A 26,345-nucleotide genomic window follows, 5' to 3' on the forward strand; every position below is an offset into this window, starting at 1 on the left:
TGCAACGGCAATTGTCTGCAACCGGCGCAGCAGTAGCGGTACAGGCGGGGGCCTGACAATGACAAACGCGGTGATCGTAAAGTCCATTCAAGGCTCTCGCAGCAGCGCGCAGATCGCGGGGCTATTCGTCGCCCTGATCGTGCTGATCATGTTGTTGTTCGCCAACTTCGCCTACCTGAACACTCAATCCAACTACGACAAGCAGTACATCGGCCACGCTGGCGAGTTGCGCGTGCTGTCGCAGCGCATCGCCAAGAACGCCACCGAGGCGGCTGCCGGCAAGCCCGAGGCGTTCAAGCTGCTGGCCGATGCACGCAATGATTTCGACCGCCGCTGGGGCTACCTCAAGTCTGGCGACGCGAGCACCGGTTTGCCGCCTGCGCCTGCTGCCGTGCACCAGGAAATGCGCTTGGTGCAGGGCGATTGGGAAAACCTGCGCAAGAACACCGACGCCATCCTGGCCAGTGAACAGACCGTGTTGTCCCTGCATCAGGTGGCGGCCACCCTGGCCGAAACCGTGCCGCAATTGCAGGTCGAGTACGAGAAGGTCGTCGAGATACTGTTGCAGCGTGGCGCGCCAGCCAGCCAAGTGGTGGTTGCGCAGCGCCAGTCGCTGTTGGCCGAGCGTATCTTGGGTTCGGTCAATACCGTGCTTTCCGGCGATGAGTCGGCGGCCCAGGCGGCCGAGGCTTTCGGCCGTGACGCCAATCTGTTCGGGCAGGTGCTAAACGGCATGCTGGTGGGCAACCCGAAAATCCAGATCACCCAGGTGCAAGACCAGGACGCCCAGGCGCGCCTCAAGGAAATCGCCGAACTGTTCGAGTTCGTCTCCGGCTCCGTGGACGAGATCCTCGAAACCTCGCCCGAGCTGTTCCATGTGCGCGAGTCGGCGGGCAACATCTTCAACCTCTCGCAAACCTTGCTCGACGAAGCCTCGCACCTGGCCAGTGGCTTTGAACACTTGGCCGGTGGCCGCTCGCTGGACACCATCGGTGGTTATGTCCTGGGCTTGCTGGCCTTGGCCTCGATCATCCTGATCGCCCTGGTGATGGTGCGTGAAACCAACCGCCAACTACGCGAGACGGCGCTGAAGAATGAGCGCAACCAGGCGGCGATCATGCGCCTGCTGGATGAAATCGAGGATCTGGCCGACGGCGACCTGACGGTCACCGCCTCGGTGACCGAAGACTTCACCGGCACCATCGCCGATTCGATCAATTACTCCATCGACCAATTGCGCGACCTGGTGGCCACCATCAACCTGACTGCCGAGGAAGTGAACTCGGCGGTGCAGGAAACCCAGGCCACGGCCAAGCAACTGGCCCGCGCATCGGAGCTGCAGGCCCAGCAGATCAAGGAGGCGTCCATGGCCATCAGCGACATGGCGCAGTCCATCGACCAGGTGTCGACCAATGCCTGGGAGTCGGCGAAAGTGGCCGAGCGCTCGGTGACCATTGCCAATAAAGGTAACGAGGTGGTGCACAACACCATTCGCGGCATGGATAACATCCGCGAGCAAATCCAGGACACCTCCAAGCGGATCAAGCGGCTGGGCGAGTCTTCCCAAGAGATTGGCGATATCATCAGCCTGATCGACGACATTGCCGACCAAACCAATATTCTGGCCCTGAACGCGGCCATCCAGGCCTCGCTGGCTGGCGAGGCGGGCCGCGGCTTTGCCGTGGTGGCCGACGAAGTGCAGCGCCTGGCGGAACGTTCGTCCTCGGCCACTCGGCAGATCGAAATGCTGGTGCGGGCGATCCAGAACGATACCAACGAGGCGGTCATCTCTATGGAACAGACCACCTTTGAAGTGGTACGCGGTGCACGCCTGGCCCATGACGCCGGGGTCGCACTGGAAGAGATCGAAGGGGTGTCGGAGAACCTGGCCGCGCTGATCCAGACCATCTCCAACGCCGCGCAACAGCAAACCAGCTCGGCCGGGCAGATTTCCCACACCATGTCGGTGATCCAGCAGATCACCGAGCAAACCTCCTCGGGCTCCATGGCCACTGCCGAAAGCATCGGCAACCTGGCGCAACAGGCCAGCGAAATGCGCCGCTCGGTGTCGGGCTTTACCTTGCCTGCGCCACCCCAGGCGGGTTGACGCGATGACCGACCGGCACGATTACGTCGCCTTAGCCTGGGTCAAGGGTGAAATAGGCGAGTCACTCAAGCAGGCGCGCGCGGCGCTGGATGCCTTTGTCGCCGACCCAGGTGGCGAAACCGCCATGGTGCAGTGCCTGGCGTGCCTGCACCAGGTGCACGGCAGCCTGCAGATGATCGAGTTCTATGGCGCGGCATTGCTGGCCGAAGAAATGGAACAACTGGCACTGGCATTGGCCCGCGGCAAGGCCAACCAGCAAGCGGAGGCAGTGAAGTGGTTGGTGCTGGCCTTCGCCCAATTGCCGGTATACCTGGAACGCGTGCACTTGGCGCGGCGCGACCTGCCGCTGGTGGTATTGCCGTTGATCAACGACCTGCGCAGTGCCCGTGGGCAGAGCCTGCTGGCCGAAACCAGCCTGTTCAGCCCGCCGCTGCTGACCCCGCAAGCGCTGGACGTTAACCAACTGGCGCAGCTGGACATCGCCGAGCTGCCCGACACCTTGCGTGCTCTGCACCATAGCTTGCACAGCTCGTTGCTGGGCTTGTTGCGCGAGCAGGAGCTGGCAGCCAACCTGGCGCAGTTGGGCAGCGTGTTCAGGCGCCTGGAAGAGTTGTGCGCCGACGCGCCGTTGAGCCCGCTGTGGGAAATCGACTCGGCGCTGGTGGAGGGCATGATCCATGGCTTCATCAGTAACAGCCCGGCCTTGCGCAGCTTGCTCAAAGACTCGGACCGCGAGCTCAAGCGCCTGCTCGACCAAGGCATCGTCGCCGTCAATCAGCCTGCGCCGCCGGAGCTGCTCAAAAGCCTGTTGTTCTACGTCGCCAAGTCACATGGGACTTCTGCCCGCATGAAACACCTCAAGGACCGCTACGATCTGGACGAAGCGTTGCCAGACAGTGCCTTGCTCGATGAAGAGCGCGCGCGCCTGGCAGGCCCCGATCGCAATGCCATGCGCTCGGTGGTCACCGCGTTGCGTGAAGAGCTGGTACGGGTCAAGGAGCGCCTTGATCATTTTGTGCGCAGCGACCGTGAGCACACCAGCGAGCTGGCCAGCCTGCTACCGCCCCTGCGGCAAATCGCCGACACCTTGGCCGTGCTGGGTTTCGGCCAGCCGCGTAAGGTCATCGTTGGCCAGTTGGTGGTGATCCAGGGGCTGACCCAGGGCGCGCGCGAGCCCAACGATGCCACCTTGATGGACGTGGCCGGGGCGCTGCTGTACGTCGAGGCGACCCTGGCCGGGATGATCGGCCAGGTTGAGCAGGCCACTCGCGAGGACAGCCGCCTGCCCACCACCGATTTGACTCAGATTCACCAGATCGTGGTGCGCGAGTCGCGCGTTTGCCTACAGCAGGCCCGTGACCTGATCAGTGATTACATCGACGCCCATTGGGACCGCAGCGTGCTGCAACCGGTGCCCGAGTTGTTGACCCAGGTGCGCGGCGCCCTGGCGATGATCCCGCTGAACCGGGCCGCCAGCTTGTTGCAACTGTGCAACGGCTACATCGAGGCGCACCTGATTGGCGTCAACCAACAGCCCGGCTGGGCCGAACTTGAACACCTGGCCGACGCCCTGAGCGCCATCGATTATTACCTGGAACGCCTTGGCCAGGATCCCCAGGCCCCGGGCGAAGGGGTGCTGGACCTGGCGCAGGAGAACCTCGCGGCGCTGGGCTATCAACCGGCGGCGCCGCATGCGCCACTGCTGGAAGAAGTGCTCAGCCCCGCCGAAACGCTGGTGATGGGCGACCTGCAGGCACTGGGCAGCCCCCAGGTGCTGCAGTCGCTGGCCGATGTGCTGGCCAATCCGGTTTCCAGTCTCAACCCGCCAGCGCGCTTTACCCCGCAGAGCCTGCTGCCCCCGCCCGCCGACGAGGTGCCGGTGGATGACGAACTGCGCGAAGTCTTCTTGGAAGAAGCCGAGGAAGTGCTGCAAGTGCTTCGCGAGTTCCTACCGCGCTGGGCGGCCAACACCCTCGATGAGCCGGCGCTGATCGAGTTGCGCCGGGCGTTCCACACGCTCAAGGGCAGTGGGCGGATGGTGCGCGCGCTGGTCTTGGGCGAGCTGGCGTGGGCGGCCGAAAACCTGCTGAACCGGGTGTTGGAGCACAGCATCGCCGCCACGGACGACGTGCTGCAATTGCTCGATGAGGTGTTGGCCGTGCTGCCCAGGCTGGTCGATGAATTTGCCGCGCAGCGCCAGGCGCAGTGCGCGGAGGTCGACTTGCTGGCTGCCCGCGCCCATGCGCTGGCCAAAGGCGAGATCCTGCTGTTGCCCACGGCGGCGGATGCGCTGGACCCGCAATTGCTGGAGATCTTCCGCAACGAGGCCCAAGGGCACTTGCGCAGCCTGGACCGCTTCCTGGGTGAGGCCGACCCCACCGAACCGGTGTTGATCAGCGATGAAGTCCAGCGTGCCCTGCACACCCTCAAGGGCAGCGCCTACATGGCCGGGATCCTGTCGATGGCAGAGGTTGCCGCCGCCATGGATTACCTGGCCCGTGAACTGCGCGGCCACCAGTTGCCCCTGGAACTCGAAGAGCTGCAACTGCTGGAACACGGCGTGCGCCTGTTGCGTAGCGGCATCGGCCAACTGAGCCACGCGCCGCTGCAGCCTATCCCGGGGGCCAGCCAACTGATCGCCGAAACCCGCGAGCGCGTGTCGCTGCGCCTGGCCGAATACCTCGAAGCGGGCGACGCCAGCCCTCGGCTCAAGCGCGACCCGCAGTTGATCAGCAATTTCCTGGCCCAAGGCATGGACATCCTGCTGGACGCCGAATCTTTGCTCAAACGCTGGCGCGAGCACCCTGGCGAGCGTTATGAGCTGGGCGCCTTGCTCGACGAACTGACCACCCTGGGCGAAGGCGCGCATCTGGCCGACCTGATGCCGGTAGACGACCTGTGCGAAGCCTTGCTCGACTTGTATGGTGCGGTAGAAGAAAGCAGCCTGGCGGTCAGCGAGCGCTTTTTCGATGAGGCCGCGTTGGCCCACGAGGGCTTGATCGACATGCTTGATCAGGTGGCGGCCGGCCAAGCGGTAGAGCCTCGGCCCGAGCGTTTGCTGGCCTTGCGAGCATTGCTGGACGAGGGCCTGGACCCTGGCGCAATGGGCCTGATCAAGACCCAGGGCAACCAGGCCTTGAGCGTCACCGACCTGGCCGACGCGACCCAACGCCTGCAAGCCGATGAAGCTGCGCCTGCACTGGACAACGAGATTGTCGATATCTTCCTCGAAGAGGCCGTGGACATTCTCGACAGCGCCGACCAGGCAATGCGGCGTTGGCTCACCGAGCCTGAGAACAGCGCGCCGCTGTCATCGCTCAAGCGCGACCTGCACACCCTCAAAGGCGGCGCACGGATGGCCGAGATCATCGAGGTGGCCGATCTTGGGCACGAGTTGGAGCAGCTCTACCAATGCCTGCAGGACCGCCGCTGCAACTACGGCCCCGCCCTGGCCCAGGTGTTGCGCGACAGCCATCAGCGCTTGGCGAAAATGCTCACGCAGTTGCAACAACGCCAGCCGCTGGTGCCGGCCGCCGAGCTGATCGAGACGCTGCGCCAATATCGTCACGGGGTGGTCACCGATAGCACGCTGGTGCTGCCCGAAGACACCAAGCCTGCGGCCAGCGAAGAGGGCGACAGCGAGCTGTTGCAGATCTTCCTTGAAGAAGGCCAGGACATCGTCGAAAGCTCCGGCGCCGCGCTGTTGCGCTGGCAGGCCGAGCCACGCAACACCCTGGAAATCGAAAACCTGCTGCGTGACCTGCACACCCTCAAGGGCGGTGCGCGCATGGTTGAGGTCGCGCCCATCGGCGACCTGGCCCACGATATGGAGTTTCTGTACGAAAGCCTCTCGGCGGGCTTGATCAAGCCCGGGCCGCAATTGTTCAGCCTGTTGCAGAACGGTCACGACCGCCTCGCGCACATGCTCGATGCGGTGCGCCTGCAGCAACCGGTGAAGCCGGACAACGCCCTGATCGATATCATCCGCAGCTTTGTCAGCCCGGTGGTCGAGGCCCAGGCCGAGGCACCGTTGGAACGGCCGGCGCCGGAGCCTGCGGCGCAGGTTCAAGAGCGCCTGCCCGGGGACATGGTCAAGGTGGCTGCCGACCTGTTGGAGGACCTCGGCAACCTGGCCGGCGAAACCTCGATCTTCCGCGGGCGCATCGAGCAGCAGGTCAACGACGCGCAAACCGCGCTCACCGAAATGGAAACCACCATCGAGCGCATGCGTGACCAGTTGCGCCGCCTGGACACTGAAACCCAGGGGCGCATCCTCAGCCGTCAACACGCCGACACTGAGCGCCTGGGCTATGAAGATTTCGACCCGCTGGAAATGGACCGCCATTCGCAGTTGCAGCAGCTTTCCCGTGCGCTGTTCGAATCGGCCTCCGACCTGCTCGACCTGCAGGAAACCCTGAGCGCGCGCAACCACGAGGCGCAGACCCTGCTGATGCAGCAGGCACGGGTGAACACCGACCTGCAGGAAGGCCTGATGCGCACGCGCATGGTGCCCTTCGAGCGCATGTTGCCACGCCTGCAACGGCTGGTGCGGCAGGTGGCCACCGAGCTGGACAAACAGGTCGAGTTCGACGTCAGCCATGCCGAAGGCGAAATCGACCGCAGCGTGCTGGAGCGCATGCTCGCACCGCTGGAACACATGTTGCGCAACGCTATCGACCACGGCCTGGAACCGGCCGAAATGCGCGTGGCGGCGGGTAAGTCGGAGCACGGCCATATTGCCTTGAGCCTGTCCCATGAAGGCGGCGACATCGTCATCGAAATGAGCGACGACGGCGCCGGCGTGCCGCTGGAAGCGGTGCGTAAAAAGGCCATCAAGCGCGGCCTGCTGGACCCCGCCAGTGACATCAGCGACCACGACGTGATGCAGTTCATTTTGCAGCCGGGGTTTTCCACGGCCGCCAAGGTCACGCAAATTTCCGGGCGCGGCCTGGGGATGGACGTGGTGCACGAAGAGGTCAAGCAACTGGGCGGCTCGATGACCATCGACTCGCGGCCAGGGCAGGGTGCGCGGTTTCGCATCCGCCTGCCGTTCAGCGTATCGGTCAACCGTGCGCTGATGGTGCAATGCGGCGAGGAGCAGTACGCGCTGCCAATCAACACCATTGAAGGCATCGTGCGGGTACTGCCGGCTGAGCTGGAAGACTATTATCAACTCGACCCGCCGCGTTACCACTACGATGGCCAGCACTATGAACTGCGCTACCTGGGCGACCTGTTGCATAGCAACGGCCGGCCCAAAATGTCGGCGCAGAACCTGCCGCTGCCGTTGCTGCTGGTGCGCGCCCACGATCACCAGGTGGCGGTGCAGGTAGACGCGCTGACCGGCTCGCGCGAGATCGTGGTCAAGAGCCTGGGGCCCCAGTTTGCTGGGGTTCAAGGGCTGTCGGGCGCGACCATTCTGGGCGATGGCCGGGTGGTGCTGATCCTCGACCTGCTGGCCCAAGTGCGCGCCAGCCATGCGCGGCAACTGCCGAGCTTGCCGAGCCGGGTCATGCCGGCGCCGCAGGAAATCGAGCAGGCGCGGCCGTTACTGGTGATGGTAGTGGACGACTCGGTCACGGTGCGCAAGGTCACCAGCCGCCTGCTTGAGCGCCACGGTATGCACGTGCTGACCGCCAAGGATGGAGTCGACGCCATGAGCCTGCTGCAGGAACACACCCCGGACGTGCTGTTGCTGGACATCGAAATGCCGCGCATGGACGGCTTTGAAGTGGCCACCGAAATCCGCCAGCACGAACGCCTAAAGGACTTGCCGATCATCATGATCACCTCCCGTACCGGCCAGAAACACCGCGAGCGCGCCATGGCCATCGGTGTCAACGACTACCTGGGCAAACCGTTCCAGGAATCGGTGCTGCTGGAGAGCATCGCGCAATGGAGCCGCAGCCATGCTTGACCATGCCATCGGCCGGCGCACCAGCCTGACCGGCTTGCTGCTGCCACTGTCCGACCGCTGCCTGCTGTTGCCCAACGTCGCCGTCGCCGAACTGATCGGCTACCAGTTCGGCCAACCGGCCCCGGATGCCCCTGCCTGGAACCTCGGCCAGATCGCCTGGCGCAACCAGCAACTGCCGCTGATCAACTTCGAAGCCGCCTGCGGCGCCCCGGCGGTGGTCGGTGAGCGCGCCCGCATCGTGGTGCTCAATGCCCTGGGCGACAGCCCGTTGCGCTACATCGCCCTGCTGATCCAGGGCGTGCCGCGCTCGTGCAAGCTCGATACCCAGTTGAGCTACGTGGACGTACCGCTGGCGCCGCTTGAGCGCGCGGCGGTGCAGGTGGGCGAGCAGGTGGTCAAGGTGCCGGATCTTGTGGGGTTGGAGCGGTTGGTGATGGCAGGTGTCAGTTAGCCTGCGGCGTTCTTTTCGCAGATCTATAGGCCAATCATTACTCTAACAGTAACATTCCCCCTCCCACCTTGATTGATCCCCCACCGCAACCCTCCTAAGGTCACTCCACGACAGCGAATCTGTGGAGTCAGCATGACAACGACAACAAACCTCGACCCGCACTGGTCACGGCGGCGCAGCGAAAAGCAGCGGCGGATCGAGCAGGTGCGGGCGTTGGCCGATGGGGCGGTGTTGCCCAGCGAGCATATCGTGGCGGCGCTTGAAGCCCTGTTGATGCCCGGCGACCGTGTGGTACTGGAGGGCAACAACCAGAAGCAGGCGGATTTTCTGTCGCGCTCGCTGGCCCAGGTTGACCCCGGCAAGCTGCACGACCTGCACATGATCATGCCCAGCGTGGGCCGCCCGGAGCATCTGGACCTGTTTGAAAAGGGCATCGCCCGCAAGCTCGACTTCTCCTTTGCCGGTACCCAAAGCCTGCGCATCAGCCAGTTGCTGGAGGACGGCCTGCTGGAAATCGGCGCCATCCACACCTATATCGAATTGTATTCACGGCTGGTGGTCGACCTGATCCCCAACGTGGTGCTCTCGGCCGGGTTCATGGCCGACCGCGAGGGCAACATCTATACCGGCGCCAGCACCGAGGACACCCCGGCGCTGATCGAACCGGCGGCATTCAGCGACGGCATTGTGATCGTGCAGGTCAACCAATTGGTCGACGATGTCAGCGAGTTGCCCCGTGTGGATATCCCGGCGTCCTGGGTTGATTTCGTGGTGGTGGCCGATCGGCCGTTCTACATCGAGCCGCTGTTTACCCGCGACCCGCGCCATATCAAGCCGGTGCACGTGCTGATGGCGATGATGGCGATCCGCGGCATTTACGAAAAACATAACGTGCAGTCGCTGAACCATGGCATCGGCTTCAACACGGCGGCCATCGAACTGATCCTGCCCACCTATGGTGAGTCCCTGGGCCTGAAGGGCAAGATCTGCCGCAACTGGACCCTCAACCCGCACCCCACGCTGATCCCGGCCATCGAAAGCGGCTGGGTGCAAAGCGTGCACTGCTTCGGCACCGAATTGGGCATGGAGAATTACATCGCCGCGCGGCCCGACGTGTTCTTCACCGGCCGCGATGGCTCCATGCGTTCCAACCGGATGTTCTGCCAACTGGCAGGGCAATACGCGGTAGACCTGTTTATCGGCGCCACCCTGCAAGTGGATGGCGACGGCCACTCCAGCACCGTGACCCGTGGCCGCCTGGCCGGTTTTGGCGGTGCGCCGAACATGGGCCACGACCCACGCGGGCGGCGTCACAGTACCCCGGCCTGGTTGGACATGCGCCAAGGCACGGGCGATGAGACCGCCACCTTGCTGGAGCGTGGGCAAAAATTGGTTGTGCAGATGGTGGAAACGTTCCAGGAGGGCGGCAAGCCGACCTTCGTCGAAACCCTGGACGCCGTGGAAGTGGCGAAAAAGACTGGCATGCCTTTGGCGCCGATCATGATCTACGGCGACGACGTGACGCACCTGCTGACGGAAGAAGGCATCGCCTACCTGTACAAGGCGCGTTCGCTTGAAGAGCGCCAGGCCATGATCGCCGCCGTGGCCGGGGTCACCGCCATCGGCCTGCGGCACAACCCCAAAGACACCGAGCGCATGCGCCGCGAAGGCTTGATTGCGCTGCCTGAAGATCTCGGCATCCGCCGCACCGATGCCAGCCGCGAGTGGCTGGCGGCCAAGAGCATCGCCGACCTGGTGCAGTGGTCCGGTGGCCTCTACAACCCGCCGGCCAAGTTCAGGAGTTGGTAATGCACGCATTCAACTTACACCTGGTGCCCCTGGGGCTGGCCGATCGGCTGGCGGACATGGCGGTGGATGCGCTGATCGACGAAGCCGACCTGTCGCCCAAGCCAGCCTTGGTGGACCGCCGCGGCAGTGGTGCCCATAGTGACCTGCACCTGGGCCTGATGCATGCCTCGGCCTTGTCGTTGTGGCCCGCGTTCCGGGCGATGGCCGAATCGGCCCATGGCCGGGGCGTGATCGACCTGCCGCTGCGCGAAGCCCTCGGCCAGCATGGCCGCGATGGCGAGGCCGACATGCTGCGCACCACGGCCGGGGTCAACACCCATCGCGGGGCGATCTGGGCCTTGGGCCTGTTGGTGGCTGCCGCTGCGCTGGACCCCGATGACCTGGCCGCTGAAAGCGTGACCCGGCGTGCCGCCCGGTTAGCCGCATTGCCCGACTGCTTCGCCACGCACACGCGCAGCCACGGTGTCGAAGTGGCCCAGCGTTACGGCGCCCGGGGCGCCCGGGAAGAAGCTCAGTTGGGCTTCCCCGCAGTGATGAACAAAGGCTTGCCGCAACTGCGCGCCAGCCGCAAGGCCGGTGCCGGGGAGCAGAACGCCCGGCTCGATGCCTTGCTGGCGATCATGTCGACCTTGGTCGATACCTGCGTGCTCTACCGTGCCGGGCCTGCGGGCCTGGAAGCCATGCGCCGGGGCGCCGACGCGGTGCTGGCGGCGGGCGGCAGTGCCAGCCTGGCGGGCCGTCGGCGCCTGCACGAACTGGATCAACAACTGCTGGCCCTGAACGCCTCGCCCGGTGGCGCGGCAGACCTGCTGGCCGCCTGCCTGTTAATTGATCGCCTGGAACAGGGCGACACTCCAAGGAGCCTCGGCTGATGGAAACCTTAACCTTTGAATTCCCTGCCGGGCAACCGGCGCGCGGGCGGGCGCTGGTGGGCTGCGTGGGCTCTGGCGACCTGGAAGTACTAGTGGAACCCAATGCCGCCGGTAGCCTGACGATTCAGGTGGTGACCTCGGTCAACGGCAGCGCGCCGCGCTGGGAGCAACTGTTCAAGCGCATGTTCGAGGGCCAGCCGCATTCGGCCATGAAGATCGACATTCACGATTTCGGCGCGACCCCAGGCGTGGTGCGCCTGCGCCTGGAACAAGGTTTCGAGGAGTTGGGCCATGACTGATGCCACGCAGCTGTTGCAGCAACACAGCTTCATCGAGCTGGGCGCCCGCCAGCGTGCCCGCGCCTTGCTCGACACCGGCACCTTTCGCGAGTTGATCGACCCCTTCGAACGCGTCATGTCGCCCTGGCTGCCGCTTCAAGGCGTGGTGCCGCAAGCCGATGATGGTGTGGTGATCGCCAAGGGCACCATCGATGGCAAGCCGGTAGTGCTGGCTGCTATCGAAGGCGCTTTCCAGGGCGGCAGCCTGGGCGAAGTGGGCGGGGCGAAAATCGCCGGTGCCCTGGAACTGGCTGCCGAAGACAACCGCAACGGTACCCCCACGGCGGCAGTGCTGTTGCTGGAGACCGGTGGTGTGCGCTTGCAGGAAGCCAACCTGGGCTTGGCGGCCATTGCCGACATCCATGCCGGTATCGTCGACTTGCGTCAGTACCAGCCGGTGATCGGCGTGGTGGCGGGCAGCGTCGGTTGCTTTGGCGGCATGTCGATCGCCGCCGGGTTGTGCAGCCATCTGCTGGTCACCCGCGAGGCGCGCCTGGGCCTCAATGGCCCGCAAGTGATCGAGCAGGAAGCGGGGCTGGAGGAATACGACTCGCGTGATCGTCCGTTCATCTGGAGCCTGACCGGAGGCGAACAGCGTTATGCCAGCGGGCTGGTCGACGGTTATGTGGCAGACGATGTGGCTGCCATCCGCCAGCAGGTTGTCGACTGGTTGCAACAGGGCTTGCCCGAGCAGCCGCGTAGCCGGCGCCAGGCCTTTTATCTGGAACGTCTGGCGCAGCTGGACGCCCAGCCCCAGATCGATGCGCCGACCGTGCGCGAGCTGTATCGAGGAGCTTCGCAATGACTGAGCATTCCCAACGCGGCCTGCACTGGTTTCAGGCACTGACCCATGGCGCCGTCGAAGTCGCGGGTTTGCCCGCTTCGGTAAAGGTCGCCGACGCGCCGCTGGGCGTACATGCCGCGCGCTTTATCGCCGTGGTCGCCGACCCGGCCAACCCGTTTGTCCGTGCCCGTGGTGGCGAGGTCGGCTTGCTCGAAGGTTGGGGCTTGGCAAAGGCTGTGGACGACGCCATCGAACAGGATCAGGGCAAGGCCGTGAAGCGCCCGCTGATCGCCGTGGTCGATGTGCCCAGCCAGGCTTATGGGCGCCGTGAAGAAGCGCTGGGCATTCACCAGGCGCTGGCCGGGGCTGCCGACAGCTACGCCCGCGCTCGCCTGGCCGGGCACCCGGTGGTAGCCCTGTTGGTGGGCAAGGCGATGTCCGGGGCCTTCCTGGCCCACGGTTACCAGGCCAATCGCTTGATTGCCCTGCGCGACCCGGGTGTGCAAGTGCACGCCATGGGCAAAGCCTCGGCGGCGCGGGTGACACTGCGTAGTGTCGAAGCATTGGAAGCCTTGGCAGCCAGCGTGCCGCCGATGGCCTATGACATCGACAGCTATGCCAGTTTGGGCCTGCTGTGGAAAACCCTGCAGGTGACCGCCATTGAGCAGCCAACCGCCGATGATCTGGGCGTGGTCGAGGATTGCCTGTTGCAGGCGCTGGACGATATCGCAGTAAGCAGTCGGGACCTGTCCAGCCGGCTGGGCGCGCAAAACCGTGAAGCCTCAGCCCGTGTTCGCCAGTTGCTGCGCGAGCAATGGCAGTGAACCCGCTACCCCACGACCTGCTGTGGGGCTGTCGCGCCGAGCATTTGCCGGCCGACGCCCCGGACTGGGCAGCCCAGGCCATGCTGCATGGTCAACCAGTGGTGGTGCGGCGGGCGCAACTGGCAGACGGCCTGGTCGCTATCGGGATACGCGGGGTAGGGCGCGAACAGCGCTACGCCGCGCAGATGCCCTTGGCGGCGGTGACGCGGCGGGTTTCACCGGAGTCATTGATCGAAAGGGACAGCGTCCACGACTGGCCGGCAATCAGAGCATTACGCCAATTACGGCCAATGTTAAACGCTAGCGGATTGACCTGGGGCGTGAGCGGCAGCGCCGGTTTCGAGCTGGCCAGTGGCGTGGCGGCCTTGCATGCCGGCAGCGACCTGGACCTGATCGTGCGGGCGCCCGTGGCGTTGGATAAGTATGCCGCGCGGCAGTTGCTTGGCCTGATTGATCAGGCTGAGTGCCAGGTCGACCTGCAACTGCAAACGCCCTGCGGCGCAGTGGCCTTGCGTGAATGGGCGGGGGCTGCGGGCAAGGTGTTGCTCAAGTCGTCCAGCGCCGCCGTGCTTGTCCGCGACCCCTGGAATCCACAGGAGCTGGCAGCATGAGCAGCCTGCTGGTGTTCCCCGGCCAAGGTGCGCAACAGGTGGGCATGCTGCATGCACTGCCCGAGCATGCCTTGGTTCGCGAATGCCTGGCGCAGGCGGGCGACGCACTGGGCGAAGACATCTTGCAACTCGACACCGAGCCGGCATTGGCCAGCACCCGAGCGGTGCAACTGTGTTTGCTGATTGCCGGGGTTGCCGGTGCTCGGCTGTTGCTTGATCAATCGGCCTGGCCTGACTACGTCGCCGGGCTGTCCATCGGCGCCTACCCGGCGGCAGTGGTGGCAGGCGCCTTGGATTTTGCCGATGCGCTGCGCCTGGTGGCCCTGCGCGGTGAACTGATGCAGGCCGCTTATCCACAGGGCCATGGCATGACTGCGATCGTCGGCCTGGACTTGACCTGCGTCGAACGCTTGCTTGCGCAAGTGCCGGGGCCGGTGTACCTGGCCAACATCAATGCCGACAACCAACTGGTGATTGCCGGCAGCCATGCCGCCATGCAGCAGGTGGCGGCACTGGCGAAGGCACGAGGGGGGGTGGCCAAGCGGCTGGCAATCAGCGTGCCCTCCCATTGCCCGTTGCTGGCTGAGCCTGCGGGGCAATTGGCCGAGGCGTTTGCCAGCGTCGAACTCAATACCCCGCGCATCCGTTACCTGAGCAGTACCACGGCGCGGCCGGTGCTGACGCCAGACAAGCTGCGCGACGACCTGGCGTTCAACATGTGCCGCGTCGTCGACTGGCGCGCCCTGGTCGACAGCGCCTTCGAACGGGGTGTGCGCCTACAGATCGAGATGCCACCAGGTGCCGTGCTCACGGGCCTGGGGCGCAAGGTTTTCCACGCGGGCAGCGTCGCCTTCCAGGGCGCCCGGCTCGACACGCTGAGCGCGCTGCTGCGCGAGGAGGGGCGCCGCATCAGCTAAAGCCGCCGTAGGGTTTCGAAGCACAAAAACAACAACTTCGACTAAGCGAACCGAGGACAACAACAATGATTATTTACGGTGTGGCTCTATTGGCTATCTGCACGTTGGCGGGGGTGATCGTCGGCGATCTGCTCGGCGCCCTGTTGGGGGTGAACTCCAATGTCGGCGGGGTGGGCATTGCGATGATCCTGCTGATTTGCGCACGCTTGGCGATGCATAAGCGCGGCGGCCTGAGCAAGGACTGCGAAATGGGCGTGGGCTTCTGGGGCGCCATGTACATCCCGGTGGTGGTGGCCATGGCGGCGCAGCAGAACGTGGTGACTGCCTTGCACGGTGGCCCGGTGGCCGTATTGGCGGCGATCGGTTCGGTGCTGATCTGCGGGTCGACCATTGCCCTGATCAGCCGTACCAACAAGGGCGAGCCGCTACCGGCCGAGCCCGACCCGCTCAAGGCGCAGGTCGCGCCAGTGGGAGGGCACTGATATGTGGGCCTTCATCAAGCACGATCTGGAAGCCAACAGCCTGGTCACCGCGTTCGCCGTGGTGGGCGTGATCATGTGGGTTTCGATGGTACTGTCCAAGCGCCTGACCTACGGGCGTATCCACGGTTCGGCCTTTGCCATCGTGATTGGCCTGGTGCTGGCCTGGGTCGGCGGCACCATGACAGGAGGCCAGAAAGGCCTGGCCGACCTCTCGCTGTTCTCTGGCATCGGCCTGATGGGCGGGGCCATGTTGCGCGACTTCGCCATTGTCGCCACGGCCTTCGAAGTACAGGCCACCGAGGCGCGCAAAGCCGGCCTTATCGGTGCCGTGGCGTTGCTGCTGGGCACGGTGTTGCCGTTCATTTTTGGCGCATCGGTGGCCTGGGCCTTTGGCTACCGCGATGCGGTGAGCATGACCACCATTGGCGCAGGCGCGGTGACCTATATCGTTGGCCCAGTGACGGGGGCTGCCATTGGCGCGAGTTCGGCGGTGATCGCGCTGTCGATCGCCACCGGGCTGATCAAGGCGATTTTGGTGATGGTGTGCACGCCCATGGCGGCGCGCTGGATGGGCCTGGATAACCCGCGTTCGGCGATGGTGTTCGGTGGCCTGGCTGGCACCGTGAGTGGCGTGACCGCAGGGTTGGCAGCGACGGATCGCCGATTGGTGCCGTATGGCGCCCTGACTGCGACGTTCCACACCGGGTTGGGTTGTTTGCTGGGGCCTTCGGTGTTGTATTTCATTGTGCGGGGCATCATGGGGGCTTGACGGCCCCTTTGCGGATCAATCCGCTGCTACAGGGGGTTGCGACCGTCTGCAGGAGCGGATTTATCCGCGAAAAGCTCGCCGCGATTCAAGCCAGCCGGTGCGCATACATCCGGCATTCAGCCAACAGCGCCAGCAGGTTCGGGTCGCGCTCCTTGGCCTTCATGAACACCACGCCAATGTGCTGCTGCAAGCGATAGCGCGCCTGCAGCGGCACCAGCTTGACGTGGTTCTCGTACACCGCCGCGATCCGCCCTGGCAGCAGCGCGTAACCCACCCCGGAACTGACCATGCTCAGCAGGGTGAAGATGTCGTTCACCTGCATCGCCACCTTCGGCTCGAACCCCGCCTGCTGGAATGTCCGGACACCGTCCTGGTGGGTGGCAAACCCCTGGGTCAGGGTAATGAAGGTCATTTCCTTGAGGTCGGCCAGGTCCACTTCCGCGTGCTGGGCAAAGGGTGAGTCGATGGGCGTTGCCAGGAAGATGTCATCGGAAAACAGCGGTATGTGCGCGCAGTCCGGGTCGTTGATGTTGTCGTCCAGCGACACCAATATCGCGTCGGTCTCCATGTTCTTGAGCTTGTACAGCAGGTCGATGTTGGAGCCCAGGATCAGGTCGATGTTCAGCTCGCTGCGCCGCAGTTTCAGGCCCATGATCAGCTGCGGCACCGTTTTTACCGTCAGCGAGTACAGCGAACCCAAGCGAAAGCGCTCGGCGGAGAAACCGGCGGCCTCGCGGGTGGCCTGCACGGTGCCGACCACGTCCTGCACCAGCTTTTGCGCGCGCTCTTCCAGCACATAGGCGCTTTCCAGCGGCGTGAGTGTGCGGCCCTCGTGCTTGAACAGCGGGCAGCGCAGGGCGCTTTCCAATGAGTGGATCGCCCGGTGCACGCTGACCGTGCTGGTCGAGAGTTCGGCGGCGGCGCGGGCCAGGTTGCCGGTGCGCATGAAGGCCAGGAATATTTCCAGCTTCTTTAAGGTCAACTCTTCGTCGATCAACATCGCACGGGCTCTGATAGGGTCTAGTTGATTGTGCACGTGTAGAGTAAGCGATCCAATCGGGACCAAGGAGAAACGACTGCATGTATCACGGCGAACGATTCAACGCCTGGACACACCTGGTCGGTGCGGTGCTGGCCTTCATTGGGGCAACTTGGCTGCTGGTAGTGGCCAGCTTGCAGGGCGATGTATGGAAGATTGTCAGCGTGGCCATCTATGGCGTGACGCTGTTGCTGCTGTACAGCATGTCTACGGTGTACCACAGCGTACGCGGGCGGGCGAAAGTGATCATGCAGAAGGTCGATCATTTTTCGATCTACTTGCTGATCGCTGGCAGTTACACGCCGTTTTGCCTGGTGACCCTGCGTGGGCCTTGGGGCTGGACGTTGTTCGGGGTGGTGTGGGGGCTGGCGTTGATCGGCATCCTGCAAGAGATCAAGCCGCGCTCGGAGGCGCGAGTGCTGTCCATCGTGATCTACGCGGTGATGGGTTGGATCGTGCTGGTGGCGGTCAAGCCGCTGATCGCCGCCCTTGGCCAGGCAGGCTTCAACTGGCTGGCGGCGGGCGGGATTTTCTACACCGTGGGCATCATCTTCTTTGCCTTCGACAGCCGCTTCCGCCACTGGCATGGCATCTGGCACCTGTTCGTGATCGCCGGCAGCCTGCTGCACTTCGTGGCGATCATGTTCTACGTGCTTTAGAAATCGCCCCACAGCTGCTGGGCCACCGCCAGGGCCACCACGGGGGCGGTTTCAGTGCGCAGCACCCGCGGGCCCAGGCGCGCCGCGTGGAACCCGGCGCTCTGGGCCTGGCTGACCTCGGCGTCGTTCAGGCCGCCTTCCGGGCCGATCAGGAAGGCCAGGCTGGCCGGCCTGGCGTGGCTGACCAGCGGCTCGGCCACCGGGTGCAGCACCAGCTTGAGTTCGGCGTCGTTGGCTTTCAGCCAATCGGCCAGCAGTTGCGGCGCGTGGATCACCGGCACGGTAGAGCGGCCGCACTGCTCGCAGGCGCTGACGGCGATCTGTTGCCAGTGCAGTTGGCGTTTTTCCGCGCGCTCATCCTTGAGCCGCACTTCGCAACGTTCGCTGATGATCGGGGTGATTTCATTAACGCCAAGCTCGGTGGCTTTCTGAATGGCCCAATCCATGCGCTCGCCACGGGACAAGCCCTGGCCCAGGTGCACCTTGAGCGATGATTCCGGTTGGCCGGCAAAGCTTTCGTTGATGCCTACGCGCACGCGTTTCTTGCCGACTTCCAGCAGCGTGGCGAGAAATTCCTGGCCGCTGCCGTCGAACAGTTGCACGGCGTCGCCTTCGGCCATGCGCAGCACGCGACCGATGTAGTGGGCCTGGGCTTCAGGTAGTTCGTGTTCGCCCAGGCTCAGGGGCGTGTCGATGTAGAAGCGGGAGAGTCTCATGGGGTGTCTCGGGAAATGAGGGGGTGGCCTTTTCGCGGATTAATCCGCGCCTACGGGCGGATAAGCCCGCCCTGGTAGGCGCGGGTTTATCCGCGAACAGCGGTCAACGCGGTCCTAGCCCGGGTCGCGGAAATCAGGGTGGAAGTTGCCTGGCACGGCCACGCTCACGCTGTCACGCGTGGCGATGTCGATGCCTTCGCTGGCCACTTCGGCCAAGAAGTCGATCTGCTCTGGCGTGATCACGTAGGGTGGCAAAAAGTACACCACGCTGCCCAGCGGGCGCAGGAGGGCGCCGCGTTCCAAGGCATGGTTGAACACCTTCAGGCCACGGCGCTCCTGCCACGGGTAGGCGGTCTTGCTGGCTTTGTCCTGGACCATCTCGATGGCCAGCACCATGCCGGTCTGGCGCACTTCGGATACGTGGGCGTGGTCAGCCAGGTGCGCGGTGGCGCTGGCCATGCGCGCGGCCAGGGCCTTGTTGTTCTCGACCACGTTGTCCTGTTCGAAGATGTCCAGGGTCGCCAGTGCGGCCGCGCAAGCCAGCGGGTTGCCGGTGTAACTGTGCGAGTGGAGGAAGGCGCGCAGGGTCGAGTAGTCGTCGTAGAACGCGCTGTACACATCGTCAGTGGTGATGCACGCGGCCAGCGGCAGGTAGCCGCCGGTCAGGGCCTTGGACAGCAGCAGGAAATCGGGGCGCATGTCGGCCTGCTCGCAGGCGAACATAGTGCCGGTGCGGCCGAAACCCACGGCGATTTCGTCGTGGATCAGGTGCACGCCGTAGCGGTCGCACGCCTCGCGCAGCAGCTTGAGGTACACCGGGTGGTACATGCGCATGCCGCCAGCGCCTTGGATCAGCGGCTCGATGATCACGGCCGCGACGCTTTGATGGTGCTCGGCCAGGGTCTGCTCCATGGCCATGAACATAGTGCGCGAGTGTTCTTCCCAGCTCATGCCTTCGGGGCGCAGGTAGCAGTCAGGGCTTGGCACCTTGAGGGTGTCGAGCAGCAGCGGCTTGTAGGTTTCGGTGAACAATGGCACGTCACCCACGGACATCGCGGCAATGGTTTCGCCGTGGTAGCTGTTGGTCAGGGTGACGAAGCGCTTCTTGTTCGGCTGGCCGCGGTTGACCCAGTAGTGGAAGCTCATTTTCAGCGCCACTTCGATGCAGGACGAGCCATTATCGGCGTAGAAGCACCGGGTCAGGCCTTCGGGCGTGATCTTCACCAAGCGCTCCGATAGCTCGATCACCGGCTGGTGGCTGAACCCCGCCAGGATCACATGTTCCAGTTGATCGACCTGGTCCTTGATACGCTGGTTGATGCGCGGGTTGGCGTGGCCGAACACGTTCACCCACCAAGAGCTGACGGCGTCGAGGTAACGCTTGCCTTCGAAGTCTTCCAGCCACACGCCTTCGCCGCGCTTGATCGGGATCAGCGGCAGTTGCTCGTGGTCTTTCATCTGGGTGCAGGGGTGCCAGACGACGGCGAGGTCGCGCTGCATCCACTGGTTGTTGAGGCCCATTCAGTCTCTCCTGGCAGGAGCGGTTTCGACGCGCTCGGCAAACAATCGGGCAAGCCTATGCAATGCTCGGCCGAAGGACAACCCGAGAGCCCGAATCAATGCCCGACGGACTCTGCTGGCAGCCATTATGTGGCTGGCGTATCCTTTGCTGTTATTTGCCCCGCCGGGGGTCTCCCGGCTCATTTTCGATCCGGAGTTCGCTGAATGTCTGCTGGTTGGCTGCGCGCCTGTGCGCTGGTGATAATAGGGCTGTTCAGCGTTTCGGCGCTGGGGCAGGACAAACCCAAGACTGCAATCGTGGTGGGCGGCGGGCTGGCCGGCCTGACCGCGGCCTATGAGCTGCAGAACAAAGGCTGGCAGGTGACCCTGCTTGAAGCCAAACCGACCATGGGCGGTCGTTCGGGCCTTGCCACCAGCGAATGGATTGGCAACGCCAAGGCGCAGCCGGAGCTCAACCAGTACCTGGATACCTTCAAGCTCACCACCATTCCTGCGCCGGAATACGTGCGTACCCCGGGCTACCTGATCGATGGCGACTATTTCAGCGCCGCCGACCTTGCGACCAAGCAGCCGGCCACCGCCGAAGGCGTGCAACGTTACGAAAAAGCGCTGGATGAATTGGCGCGCTCGATCAGCGACCCGCTGAACCCGGCCGCCAACAGCGCCTTGTTCGCCCTGGACCAAATGAGCGCGTCGGCCTGGCTGGATAAGCTTAACCTGCCACCTACGGCTCGCCAGTTGGTCAACCAGCGTATTCGTACCCGCTACGACGAGCCGTCGCGCCTGTCGCTGCTGTTCCTGGCCCAGCAGGCCCGCGTCTACCGTGACATCAGCGACCGCGACCTGCGTGCCGCCCGCCTGCCTGGTGGCAGCGTGGTGTTGGCCCAGGCACTGGTCAAGCAACTGAAGACCATCAAGACCAGCTCGCCGGTATCGGCCATCACCCAGGACAAGGAGGGTGTCACCGTGCGCGTCGGTGCGGTGGGTTACCAGGCCGATTACGTGGTGCTGGCAGTCCCGTTGCGTGCCCTGGGCAATATCCAGATGACGCCGTCGCTGGACGCTCAGCACATGGCGGCCATCAAGGGCACCAACTACGGTTGGCACGATCAGTTGTTGCTCAAGTTCAAGACCCCGGTGTGGGAGAGCAAGGCGCGCATGTCGGGTGAGATCTTCAGCAACGCCGGCCTTGGCATGTTGTGGATCGAGCCGGCCCTGAAGGGCGGTGCCAACGTGGTGATCAATATTTCCGGTGACAACGCTCGCGTGCTGCAAGCCTTCGGCGACAAGCAGATGGCCGATCAGGTGCTGATCCGCCTGCACACCTTCTACCCGCAAGCCCGCGGTGCCTTTACCGGCTACGAGATCCGTCGCTTCAGCACCGACCCCGGCACGGGCGGTTCGTACCTGGCCTTTGGCCCTGGCCAGTTGAGCAAGTACTGGCGCTTGTGGGAGCGCCCGGTGCAGCGTGTAGCCTTTGCGGGCGAACATACCGATGCGCTGTTCTCCGGCACCCTGGAAGGCGCGCTGCGCTCCGGCCAGCGGGCTGCCAGCCAAGTGGTCGACATGGCCGCCGGCAAGTCGTTCGAACCGGTCAAGGTCGCGCCTGTAGCTGCCGTGGCCGCCGTGGGTGCTGCGGGTGCTGCCGCTGCGTCCAAAGGCAATTTCTTTACCCGCCTGTTCGGTGGCAAGGAAGAGCCGGCTCCGGCTCCAGCCCCAGCCCCGGCTCCCGCACCGGTTCCTGCGCCAACTCCAGCTCCCGCTCCTGCACCTGTTGCGCCTGCGCCTGTAGCTGCGCCAGCACCTGCCAAAGCCGCACCTGCCAAGAAGGCGCCGGTCAAGAAGGCGGCCACCAAAGCCCCGGCCAAAAAGCCGGTGGCCAAGAAAGTCGTACCGGCCAAGAAGCCAGCGCCAGCCACTGAGTAAAACGCTCCTATCCGCTCCTACAATCTGTAGGAGCGGATTTATCCGCGAAGATCGCACTCGGTTTCCCTGATCCACCGCCTCGTCCTGTTCGCGGATAAATCCCCTCCTACGGTTTTCGTCTATACCTTCGCGATTGCTTAACTTTTCCTTAACGGCTGTGTTACACACTAACGATCGTATTTCTCGATATTTCAAAGCGAAATTTTCCGCTTTAATTCGATAGGTAAAAAGTTAGTCTTTGTATCAGCTCTTACAGGATGACCGCGATGCAGTTACGTAACTCCACTTCTCGTTATGGCTGGGTCAGCATCGTGCTGCACTGGGGTGTTGCCCTGGCGGTGTTCGGTTTGTTTGCGCTGGGCCTGTGGATGGTCGACCTCGGCTACTACGACCCGTGGCGCAAGGCCGGCCCTGACCTGCACAAGAGCATCGGCCTGACCTTGTTCTTCGTCATGCTGTTGCGGGTGGTGTGGCGTTTTGTCAGTGCACCGCCACCGGCCCCGGCCAACCACAGCCGCTTCGTGCGGATGGCGGCCAAGCTGGGCCATGCGTTCCTGTATCTGGACCTGTTCCTGGTCATGTTCGCCGGTTACCTGATTTCCACCGCCGATGGCGTGGGCATCCCAGTATTTGGCCTGTTCGAAGTGCCGGCGCTGATCAGCGGGCTGCCCGACCAGGCAGAAACCGCCGGCACGGTGCACCTGTATCTCGCCTGGACCCTGGTGATCTTTGCAGTACTCCATGGCTTGGCGGCGCTCAAACATCACTTCATTGACCGTGATGCCACCCTTGTTCGTATGTTCGGCCGCAAGGCCTGATGCTCAAACTACTCAAAGGAATACAAGCATGTTGAAAAAGACTTTTGCTGCACTGGCCTTGGGCACCGCGCTGCTGACTGCAGGCCAAGCCATGGCTGCCGACTACACCATCGACAAGGAAGGCAACCATGCCTTCATCAACTTCAAGATCAGCCACCTGGGCTACAGCTTCATCTACGGTACCTTCAAGGACTGGGCCGGCACCTTCAGCTTTGACGCTGCCAAGCCTGAAGACAGCAAGATCAATATCACCTTGAACACCAAGAGCGTTGACACCAACCACGCTGAACGTGACAAGCACATCCAGAGCAAGGACTTCCTGGAAACCGACAAGTACCCAACCGCTACGTTCGTGTCCACCAGCGTCAAGACCACCGGCAAGAATGCTGATGGCAAGCTGACTGCCGACGTGACCGGCGACCTGACCCTGCATGGCGTGACCAAGCCAGTCGTGGTCAAAACCGTGTTCCTGGGCGAAGGCAAGGATCCGTGGGGCGGCTACCGTGCGGGCTTTGAAGGCACCACCACCATCAAGCGTTCTGATTTCGGCAAGATGATGGACCTGGGCCCGCAGTCCGACACCATGACCCTGGACATCACCTTCGAGGGCGTGCAGAAGAAGTAATTTCTTCGGCACAAAAAAACGCCGCTGCCCTCACGGGTAGCGGCGTTTTTATTGATGGGGCGCCGGCTGCTGCTCTTGTGGGAGCAGAGCTTGCTCGCGATTTGCGCCTTTACGCGCGTCAAGCTGGCAAGCCATGCGCCTACAGATAGCCGGGTGGTTTACGCCTCGCGGTTGCGGGTCAGCAGCGCAGGCTTCTCACCATTGCGACGGCTTGGCAGCGATTCCAGCTGTTCCAGCTGCTCGGCAGTCGGGAAACGATCGATCTTCGATTCCTTGGTTATGATTTTCGGCTGGCTCTGGCTTTCCCGCGGGTTTTTCACCGCAGGTTCCGAGCGTGGCTGATCGTCACGCGCCGGGCGGCGGTTGCGAGGTGCGCTGTCACGGCGCGCCTGGCCGTCACGGCTGCCACCTGCGCTGTTGCTGCCATTGCGCGGGTTGTTGCGCTTGGCACCTTCGCCACCGGCTGCCGGGGTGCGTGCACCACCGCCAGTACGGGCGCCGCCCGCTGGGCGACCTTGGCGCGGGGCCGAAGCTGGTGCAGCTGCGCCAGGCGCAGCTGCGGCCGGTGCGCCCGGGCGACGGTTGCGGCCTTGCTGGCCCTTGCCCTGGTAAGGGCTCACGTAGTCAGCGCGGTTGCCAAAGTTATCGACTTCGTCGTCCAGGAACTCATCCGGCGCACGGTTGGCCGAAGACACCTGTGCCTGCGCCTGTGGCTGAGCAGGCTGGGCCTGACGTGGCTTCTGGTCACGGGGTTGGCGTTCAGAACGCGCCCCGGCGGGCTTTTCCTTGCCTTTATCCTTGCCTTTGTCCTTGCGACCGGCACCGCCGGCGTTCGAACCTTCGGCACGCGAACCACCGCGCGAATTGCGTGGGTTGTTCGCTTGAGGGCGCTCGCGAACTTCGGGTTTCTCGGCCTCGACAGCCGTGATGTCGAAGCCCATCAGATCGCCGTCCGGGATCTTCTGCTTGGTCATGCGCTCAATGCTCTTGAGCAGCTTCTCTTCGTCTGGAGCCACCAGCGAGATCGCCTCGCCGCTGCGCCCGGCACGGCCAGTACGGCCGATACGGTGCACGTAGTCTTCATCGACGTTGGGCAGCTCGAAGTTGACCACGTGGGGCAGTTGGTCGATATCCAGGCCGCGGGCGGCGATATCGGTGGCAACCAGAATGCGCACGGAGCCAGCCTTGAAGTCGGCCAAGGCTTTGGTGCGGGCGTTCTGGCTCTTGTTACCGTGGATGGCGACAGCGCTCAGGCCGTGCTTTTCCAGGTACTCGGCCAGGCGGTTGGCGCCGTGCTTGGTGCGGGTGAACACCAGCACTTGCTCCCACGCGCCCTGGGTAATCAGGTGCGACAGCAGCGAACGCTTGTGGCTGGCAGCCAGGCGATAGACCCGTTGCTCGATACGCTCCACCGTGGTGTTCGGCGGGGTGACTTCGATGCGCTCTGGGTTGTGCAGCAGCTTGCCGGCAAGGTCGGTGATGTCTTTGGAGAACGTCGCCGAGAACAAAAGGTTCTGACGCTTGGCAGGCAAGCGGGCCAATACCTTTTTCACGTCATGGACAAAGCCCATGTCGAGCATGCGGTCGGCTTCATCCAGTACCAGGATTTCAACGTGGGACAGGTCGACACTGCCTTGGCCGCACAGGTCGAGCAGGCGGCCTGGGCAGGCTACCAGCACGTCCACGCCACGGGACATGGCCTGAACCTGAGGGTTCATGCCGACGCCACCGAAGATGCAGGCGCTGACGAATTTCAGGTCGCGGGCATAGACCTTGAAGCTGTCATGCACTTGGGCGGCCAGTTCGCGCGTCGGGGTCAGCACCAGCACGCGCGGTTGGCGCGGGCCGTGACGCTGGGACTTGTCCGGGTGACCGTTGGGAAACAGCCGTTCCAGGATTGGAAGGGCGAAACCGCCGGTTTTACCAGTACCTGTCTGTGCCGCAACCATCAGGTCGCGACCTTGCAACACGGCGGGAATGGCCCGCTGTTGCACCGGAGTAGGCTGGGTATAGCCCGCCGCCTCGATGGCACGGACTAAAGCCTCGGAGAGACCGAGGGAAGCAAAGGACATGAGTAATCCTGTTCTAGTGAGGGCTTGGCCCAATGGGAATCTTGCCTGGCGCGATAGGTGTCATATGTTAAATGGGTTCATATGGCACTCTCGCGTCCGGTCCTGCTGGATCCTTCAATGCACTTCCCGGGACCTGCAGAGCTGGCTATCTAGCCGCGCGTCAAGCAGGGGGGAGGCCTTTTGCAAGGTCGAGCGTCCGGGCGTAAGCCTGGCGGGAACGACCGAGTATAACAGAGCAATCACAATGCGCTGCTTTCATGCTGCTCAACGGTTTCGGAACGGGCCGCTTTAGGGGTATTTTCCGGCTTTTTTAGCGTTTCGCTGTCGCTGGCGTAGCGTGCCAACAGTTCAGTGTAGGCCGGCTCGCGCTTGAAACGGCGCAATTCAGCGGCAAATCGCTGGATCAGCAAGTCCATGCCGGCACCCCGGCGCACGGCCAGGTACTGTTTTTCGCGGCTGATGACTGCGGGCAAGGCGCTGACCTGGCCTTGCAGGCCCAAGGTCTGGATGGCTCGTTCGCCCACGCGGCGATCAGTGATAACCAGGTCCACGCGGCCACGGATCAGCTTGCCGAAATTCGCCTCGTGGGTGGGTGCGCCTTCGCGTTTGAAGGTGGTGGCGTCCATGAAGTCGCGGCCATAGAAATAACCCGGCGAGATGCCCACGGTCAGGCCTTTGAGGTCATCCAGGGTGGTGAAGCGGTGCGGCCGCGCATTGGCGGTGAACAGCACGAACTCCACATCCGACAGTGGCTCATTTGGGTATAGCAGTTGGGCATCGCGTTCGCTGGTCAGGAAAATATCCAGCACGCCATCGGCCTCGCCCTTGTCGAGCATCGCCAGGCAACGCTTCCACGGCAGGAATTCCCACTGCACATCGATACCTAGGCGCTGGAACACCAGGGCAGTGATCTCGTAGTCGATACCCTTGGCCTTGCCGTTTTCCAAGTACACGTAGGGTGCCCAGGGTTCGGTGACGATACGAAGCTTCTCGCCGTAAGCGGTCAGGCTCAGGCAAGTCAGGAGCAAGGCTGTCAAGAACGGGGCTATAGCAGGCATAGGCCTGAGAGTACGACGAGTGGTCGCCAA

At 63.6% G+C, this 26,345-nt stretch carries 21 protein-coding genes; 16 read left to right on the forward strand and 5 right to left on the reverse strand.

What is annotated here, in order from left to right; genetic code table 11:
* Positions 1-58 precede the first annotated feature (58 nt).
* From L9B60_RS13500 to madM, 12 genes are all read left to right on the forward strand, one after another.
* Positions 59-2,107 carry a methyl-accepting chemotaxis protein gene (locus tag L9B60_RS13500; RefSeq protein WP_249679303.1) on the forward strand — a complete coding sequence of 683 codons (2,049 nt, stop codon included), beginning with the start codon at positions 59-61 and terminating at the stop codon, positions 2,105-2,107.
* 4 nt (positions 2,108-2,111) lie between these two features.
* Positions 2,112-8,024 (forward strand): Hpt domain-containing protein, encoded by a 5,913-nt coding sequence (locus L9B60_RS13505; RefSeq protein WP_249679304.1) that lies wholly within the window; start codon positions 2,112-2,114, stop codon positions 8,022-8,024.
* On the forward strand, positions 8,017-8,475 hold the full coding sequence (locus tag L9B60_RS13510; RefSeq protein WP_249679305.1) for a chemotaxis protein CheW: 459 nt from the start codon (positions 8,017-8,019) through the stop codon (positions 8,473-8,475). The genes L9B60_RS13505 and L9B60_RS13510 overlap by 8 nt, the downstream gene beginning before the upstream one ends.
* Before the next feature lie 132 nt (positions 8,476-8,607).
* The gene (gene mdcA, locus L9B60_RS13515; protein ID WP_249679306.1) at positions 8,608-10,284 is read left to right on the forward strand and encodes a malonate decarboxylase subunit alpha; all 1,677 of its coding nucleotides are present in this window, start codon (positions 8,608-8,610) and stop codon (positions 10,282-10,284) included.
* Complete coding sequence (locus L9B60_RS13520; protein WP_249679307.1) at positions 10,284-11,156, forward strand: triphosphoribosyl-dephospho-CoA synthase; 873 nt, start codon at positions 10,284-10,286, stop codon at positions 11,154-11,156. Before mdcA ends, L9B60_RS13520 begins: the two co-directional genes overlap by 1 nt.
* A complete protein-coding gene (locus tag L9B60_RS13525; protein ID WP_249679308.1) occupies positions 11,156-11,455 on the forward strand; it encodes a malonate decarboxylase subunit delta in 300 nt (99 codons plus the stop codon). The genes L9B60_RS13520 and L9B60_RS13525 overlap by 1 nt, the downstream gene beginning before the upstream one ends.
* Positions 11,448-12,299, forward strand: a complete 852-nt coding sequence (locus L9B60_RS13530; RefSeq protein WP_249679309.1) for a biotin-independent malonate decarboxylase subunit beta — start codon at positions 11,448-11,450, stop codon at positions 12,297-12,299. Before L9B60_RS13525 ends, L9B60_RS13530 begins: the two co-directional genes overlap by 8 nt.
* Positions 12,296-13,102, forward strand: coding sequence for a biotin-independent malonate decarboxylase subunit gamma (mdcE, locus tag L9B60_RS13535; RefSeq protein WP_249679310.1), 807 nt, complete (start codon positions 12,296-12,298; stop codon positions 13,100-13,102). The genes L9B60_RS13530 and mdcE overlap by 4 nt, the downstream gene beginning before the upstream one ends.
* Positions 13,093-13,713 (forward strand): malonate decarboxylase holo-ACP synthase, encoded by a 621-nt coding sequence (locus L9B60_RS13540; RefSeq protein ID WP_249679311.1) that lies wholly within the window; start codon positions 13,093-13,095, stop codon positions 13,711-13,713. Before mdcE ends, L9B60_RS13540 begins: the two co-directional genes overlap by 10 nt.
* Positions 13,710-14,630 carry a malonate decarboxylase subunit epsilon gene (gene mdcH / locus L9B60_RS13545; RefSeq protein WP_249679312.1) on the forward strand — a complete coding sequence of 307 codons (921 nt, stop codon included), beginning with the start codon at positions 13,710-13,712 and terminating at the stop codon, positions 14,628-14,630. The genes L9B60_RS13540 and mdcH overlap by 4 nt, the downstream gene beginning before the upstream one ends.
* A gap of 65 nt (positions 14,631-14,695) precedes the next feature.
* Positions 14,696-15,112 carry a malonate transporter subunit MadL gene (gene madL, locus L9B60_RS13550; RefSeq protein WP_249679313.1) on the forward strand — a complete coding sequence of 139 codons (417 nt, stop codon included), beginning with the start codon at positions 14,696-14,698 and terminating at the stop codon, positions 15,110-15,112.
* A gap of 1 nt (position 15,113) precedes the next feature.
* Complete coding sequence (gene madM, locus L9B60_RS13555; RefSeq protein WP_249679314.1) at positions 15,114-15,881, forward strand: malonate transporter subunit MadM; 768 nt, start codon at positions 15,114-15,116, stop codon at positions 15,879-15,881.
* An 85-nt stretch (positions 15,882-15,966) separates the two neighbouring features.
* Here madM and L9B60_RS13560 read toward each other — a convergent pair whose 3' ends face one another.
* Complete coding sequence (locus L9B60_RS13560) at positions 15,967-16,881, reverse strand: LysR family transcriptional regulator (protein WP_249679315.1); 915 nt, start codon at positions 16,879-16,881, stop codon at positions 15,967-15,969.
* A gap of 80 nt (positions 16,882-16,961) precedes the next feature.
* Between L9B60_RS13560 and trhA the strand changes: the two genes are divergently transcribed.
* On the forward strand, positions 16,962-17,579 hold the full coding sequence (trhA, locus tag L9B60_RS13565; RefSeq protein ID WP_249679316.1) for a PAQR family membrane homeostasis protein TrhA: 618 nt from the start codon (positions 16,962-16,964) through the stop codon (positions 17,577-17,579).
* Here the strand turns inward: trhA and L9B60_RS13570 are convergent.
* Both L9B60_RS13570 and L9B60_RS13575 read right to left on the reverse strand, forming a co-directional pair.
* Positions 17,576-18,295 carry a 16S rRNA (uracil(1498)-N(3))-methyltransferase gene (locus L9B60_RS13570; protein ID WP_249679317.1) on the reverse strand — a complete coding sequence of 240 codons (720 nt, stop codon included), beginning with the start codon at positions 18,293-18,295 and terminating at the stop codon, positions 17,576-17,578. The genes trhA and L9B60_RS13570 overlap by 4 nt on opposite strands.
* A 114-nt stretch (positions 18,296-18,409) precedes the next feature.
* Positions 18,410-19,816 (reverse strand): adenosylmethionine--8-amino-7-oxononanoate transaminase, encoded by a 1,407-nt coding sequence (locus tag L9B60_RS13575; RefSeq protein ID WP_249679318.1) that lies wholly within the window; start codon positions 19,814-19,816, stop codon positions 18,410-18,412.
* 204 nt (positions 19,817-20,020) lie between these two features.
* Here L9B60_RS13575 and L9B60_RS13580 point away from each other — a divergent pair, with 204 nt between their 5' ends.
* The 3 genes from L9B60_RS13580 (at position 20,021) to L9B60_RS13590 (ending at position 23,185) form a co-directional block, all read left to right on the forward strand.
* Positions 20,021-21,742, forward strand: coding sequence for a flavin monoamine oxidase family protein (locus L9B60_RS13580; RefSeq protein WP_249679319.1), 1,722 nt, complete (start codon positions 20,021-20,023; stop codon positions 21,740-21,742).
* 266 nt (positions 21,743-22,008) lie between these two features.
* A complete protein-coding gene (locus L9B60_RS13585) occupies positions 22,009-22,560 on the forward strand; it encodes a cytochrome b (RefSeq protein WP_249679320.1) in 552 nt (183 codons plus the stop codon).
* Positions 22,561-22,588: 28 nt separating this feature from the next.
* Positions 22,589-23,185: a YceI family protein gene (locus tag L9B60_RS13590; RefSeq protein WP_249679321.1), complete on the forward strand. Its 597-nt coding sequence runs from the start codon at positions 22,589-22,591 to the stop codon at positions 23,183-23,185.
* Between the two features lie 158 nt (positions 23,186-23,343).
* Here the strand turns inward: L9B60_RS13590 and rhlE2 are convergent, their stop codons facing one another.
* Both rhlE2 and L9B60_RS13600 read right to left on the reverse strand, forming a co-directional pair.
* The gene (rhlE2, locus tag L9B60_RS13595; protein ID WP_249679322.1) at positions 23,344-25,257 is read right to left on the reverse strand and encodes an RNA helicase RhlE2; all 1,914 of its coding nucleotides are present in this window, start codon (positions 25,255-25,257) and stop codon (positions 23,344-23,346) included.
* Between the two features lie 239 nt (positions 25,258-25,496).
* Complete coding sequence (locus L9B60_RS13600) at positions 25,497-26,315, reverse strand: substrate-binding periplasmic protein (protein ID WP_249679323.1); 819 nt, start codon at positions 26,313-26,315, stop codon at positions 25,497-25,499.
* Positions 26,316-26,345: the final 30 nt, after the last annotated feature.

Source organism: Pseudomonas abieticivorans, assembly GCF_023509015.1.
GTDB lineage: Bacteria > Pseudomonadota > Gammaproteobacteria > Pseudomonadales > Pseudomonadaceae > Aquipseudomonas > Aquipseudomonas abieticivorans.

Excerpts from the sequence above, each read along its gene's own strand:
- L9B60_RS13500 (WP_249679303.1), top strand. The coding sequence starts at position 59 with ATGACAAACGCGGTGATCGTAAAGTCCATTCAAGGCTCTCGCAGCAGC.
- L9B60_RS13505 (WP_249679304.1), top strand. The coding sequence starts at position 2,112 with ATGACCGACCGGCACGATTACGTCGCCTTAGCCTGGGTCAAGGGTGAA.
- L9B60_RS13510 (WP_249679305.1), top strand. The coding sequence starts at position 8,017 with ATGCTTGACCATGCCATCGGCCGGCGCACCAGCCTGACCGGCTTGCTG.
- mdcA (WP_249679306.1), top strand. The coding sequence starts at position 8,608 with ATGACAACGACAACAAACCTCGACCCGCACTGGTCACGGCGGCGCAGC.
- L9B60_RS13520 (WP_249679307.1), top strand. The coding sequence starts at position 10,284 with ATGCACGCATTCAACTTACACCTGGTGCCCCTGGGGCTGGCCGATCGG.
- L9B60_RS13525 (WP_249679308.1), top strand. The coding sequence starts at position 11,156 with ATGGAAACCTTAACCTTTGAATTCCCTGCCGGGCAACCGGCGCGCGGG.
- L9B60_RS13530 (WP_249679309.1), top strand. The coding sequence starts at position 11,448 with ATGACTGATGCCACGCAGCTGTTGCAGCAACACAGCTTCATCGAGCTG.
- mdcE (WP_249679310.1), top strand. The coding sequence starts at position 12,296 with ATGACTGAGCATTCCCAACGCGGCCTGCACTGGTTTCAGGCACTGACC.
- L9B60_RS13540 (WP_249679311.1), top strand. The coding sequence starts at position 13,093 with ATGGCAGTGAACCCGCTACCCCACGACCTGCTGTGGGGCTGTCGCGCC.
- mdcH (WP_249679312.1), top strand. The coding sequence starts at position 13,710 with ATGAGCAGCCTGCTGGTGTTCCCCGGCCAAGGTGCGCAACAGGTGGGC.
- madL (WP_249679313.1), top strand. The coding sequence starts at position 14,696 with ATGATTATTTACGGTGTGGCTCTATTGGCTATCTGCACGTTGGCGGGG.
- madM (WP_249679314.1), top strand. The coding sequence starts at position 15,114 with ATGTGGGCCTTCATCAAGCACGATCTGGAAGCCAACAGCCTGGTCACC.
- L9B60_RS13560 (WP_249679315.1), bottom strand. The coding sequence starts at position 16,881 with ATGTTGATCGACGAAGAGTTGACCTTAAAGAAGCTGGAAATATTCCTG.
- trhA (WP_249679316.1), top strand. The coding sequence starts at position 16,962 with ATGTATCACGGCGAACGATTCAACGCCTGGACACACCTGGTCGGTGCG.
- L9B60_RS13570 (WP_249679317.1), bottom strand. The coding sequence starts at position 18,295 with ATGAGACTCTCCCGCTTCTACATCGACACGCCCCTGAGCCTGGGCGAA.
- L9B60_RS13575 (WP_249679318.1), bottom strand. The coding sequence starts at position 19,816 with ATGGGCCTCAACAACCAGTGGATGCAGCGCGACCTCGCCGTCGTCTGG.
- L9B60_RS13580 (WP_249679319.1), top strand. The coding sequence starts at position 20,021 with ATGTCTGCTGGTTGGCTGCGCGCCTGTGCGCTGGTGATAATAGGGCTG.
- L9B60_RS13585 (WP_249679320.1), top strand. The coding sequence starts at position 22,009 with ATGCAGTTACGTAACTCCACTTCTCGTTATGGCTGGGTCAGCATCGTG.
- L9B60_RS13590 (WP_249679321.1), top strand. The coding sequence starts at position 22,589 with ATGTTGAAAAAGACTTTTGCTGCACTGGCCTTGGGCACCGCGCTGCTG.
- rhlE2 (WP_249679322.1), bottom strand. The coding sequence starts at position 25,257 with ATGTCCTTTGCTTCCCTCGGTCTCTCCGAGGCTTTAGTCCGTGCCATC.
- L9B60_RS13600 (WP_249679323.1), bottom strand. The coding sequence starts at position 26,315 with ATGCCTGCTATAGCCCCGTTCTTGACAGCCTTGCTCCTGACTTGCCTG.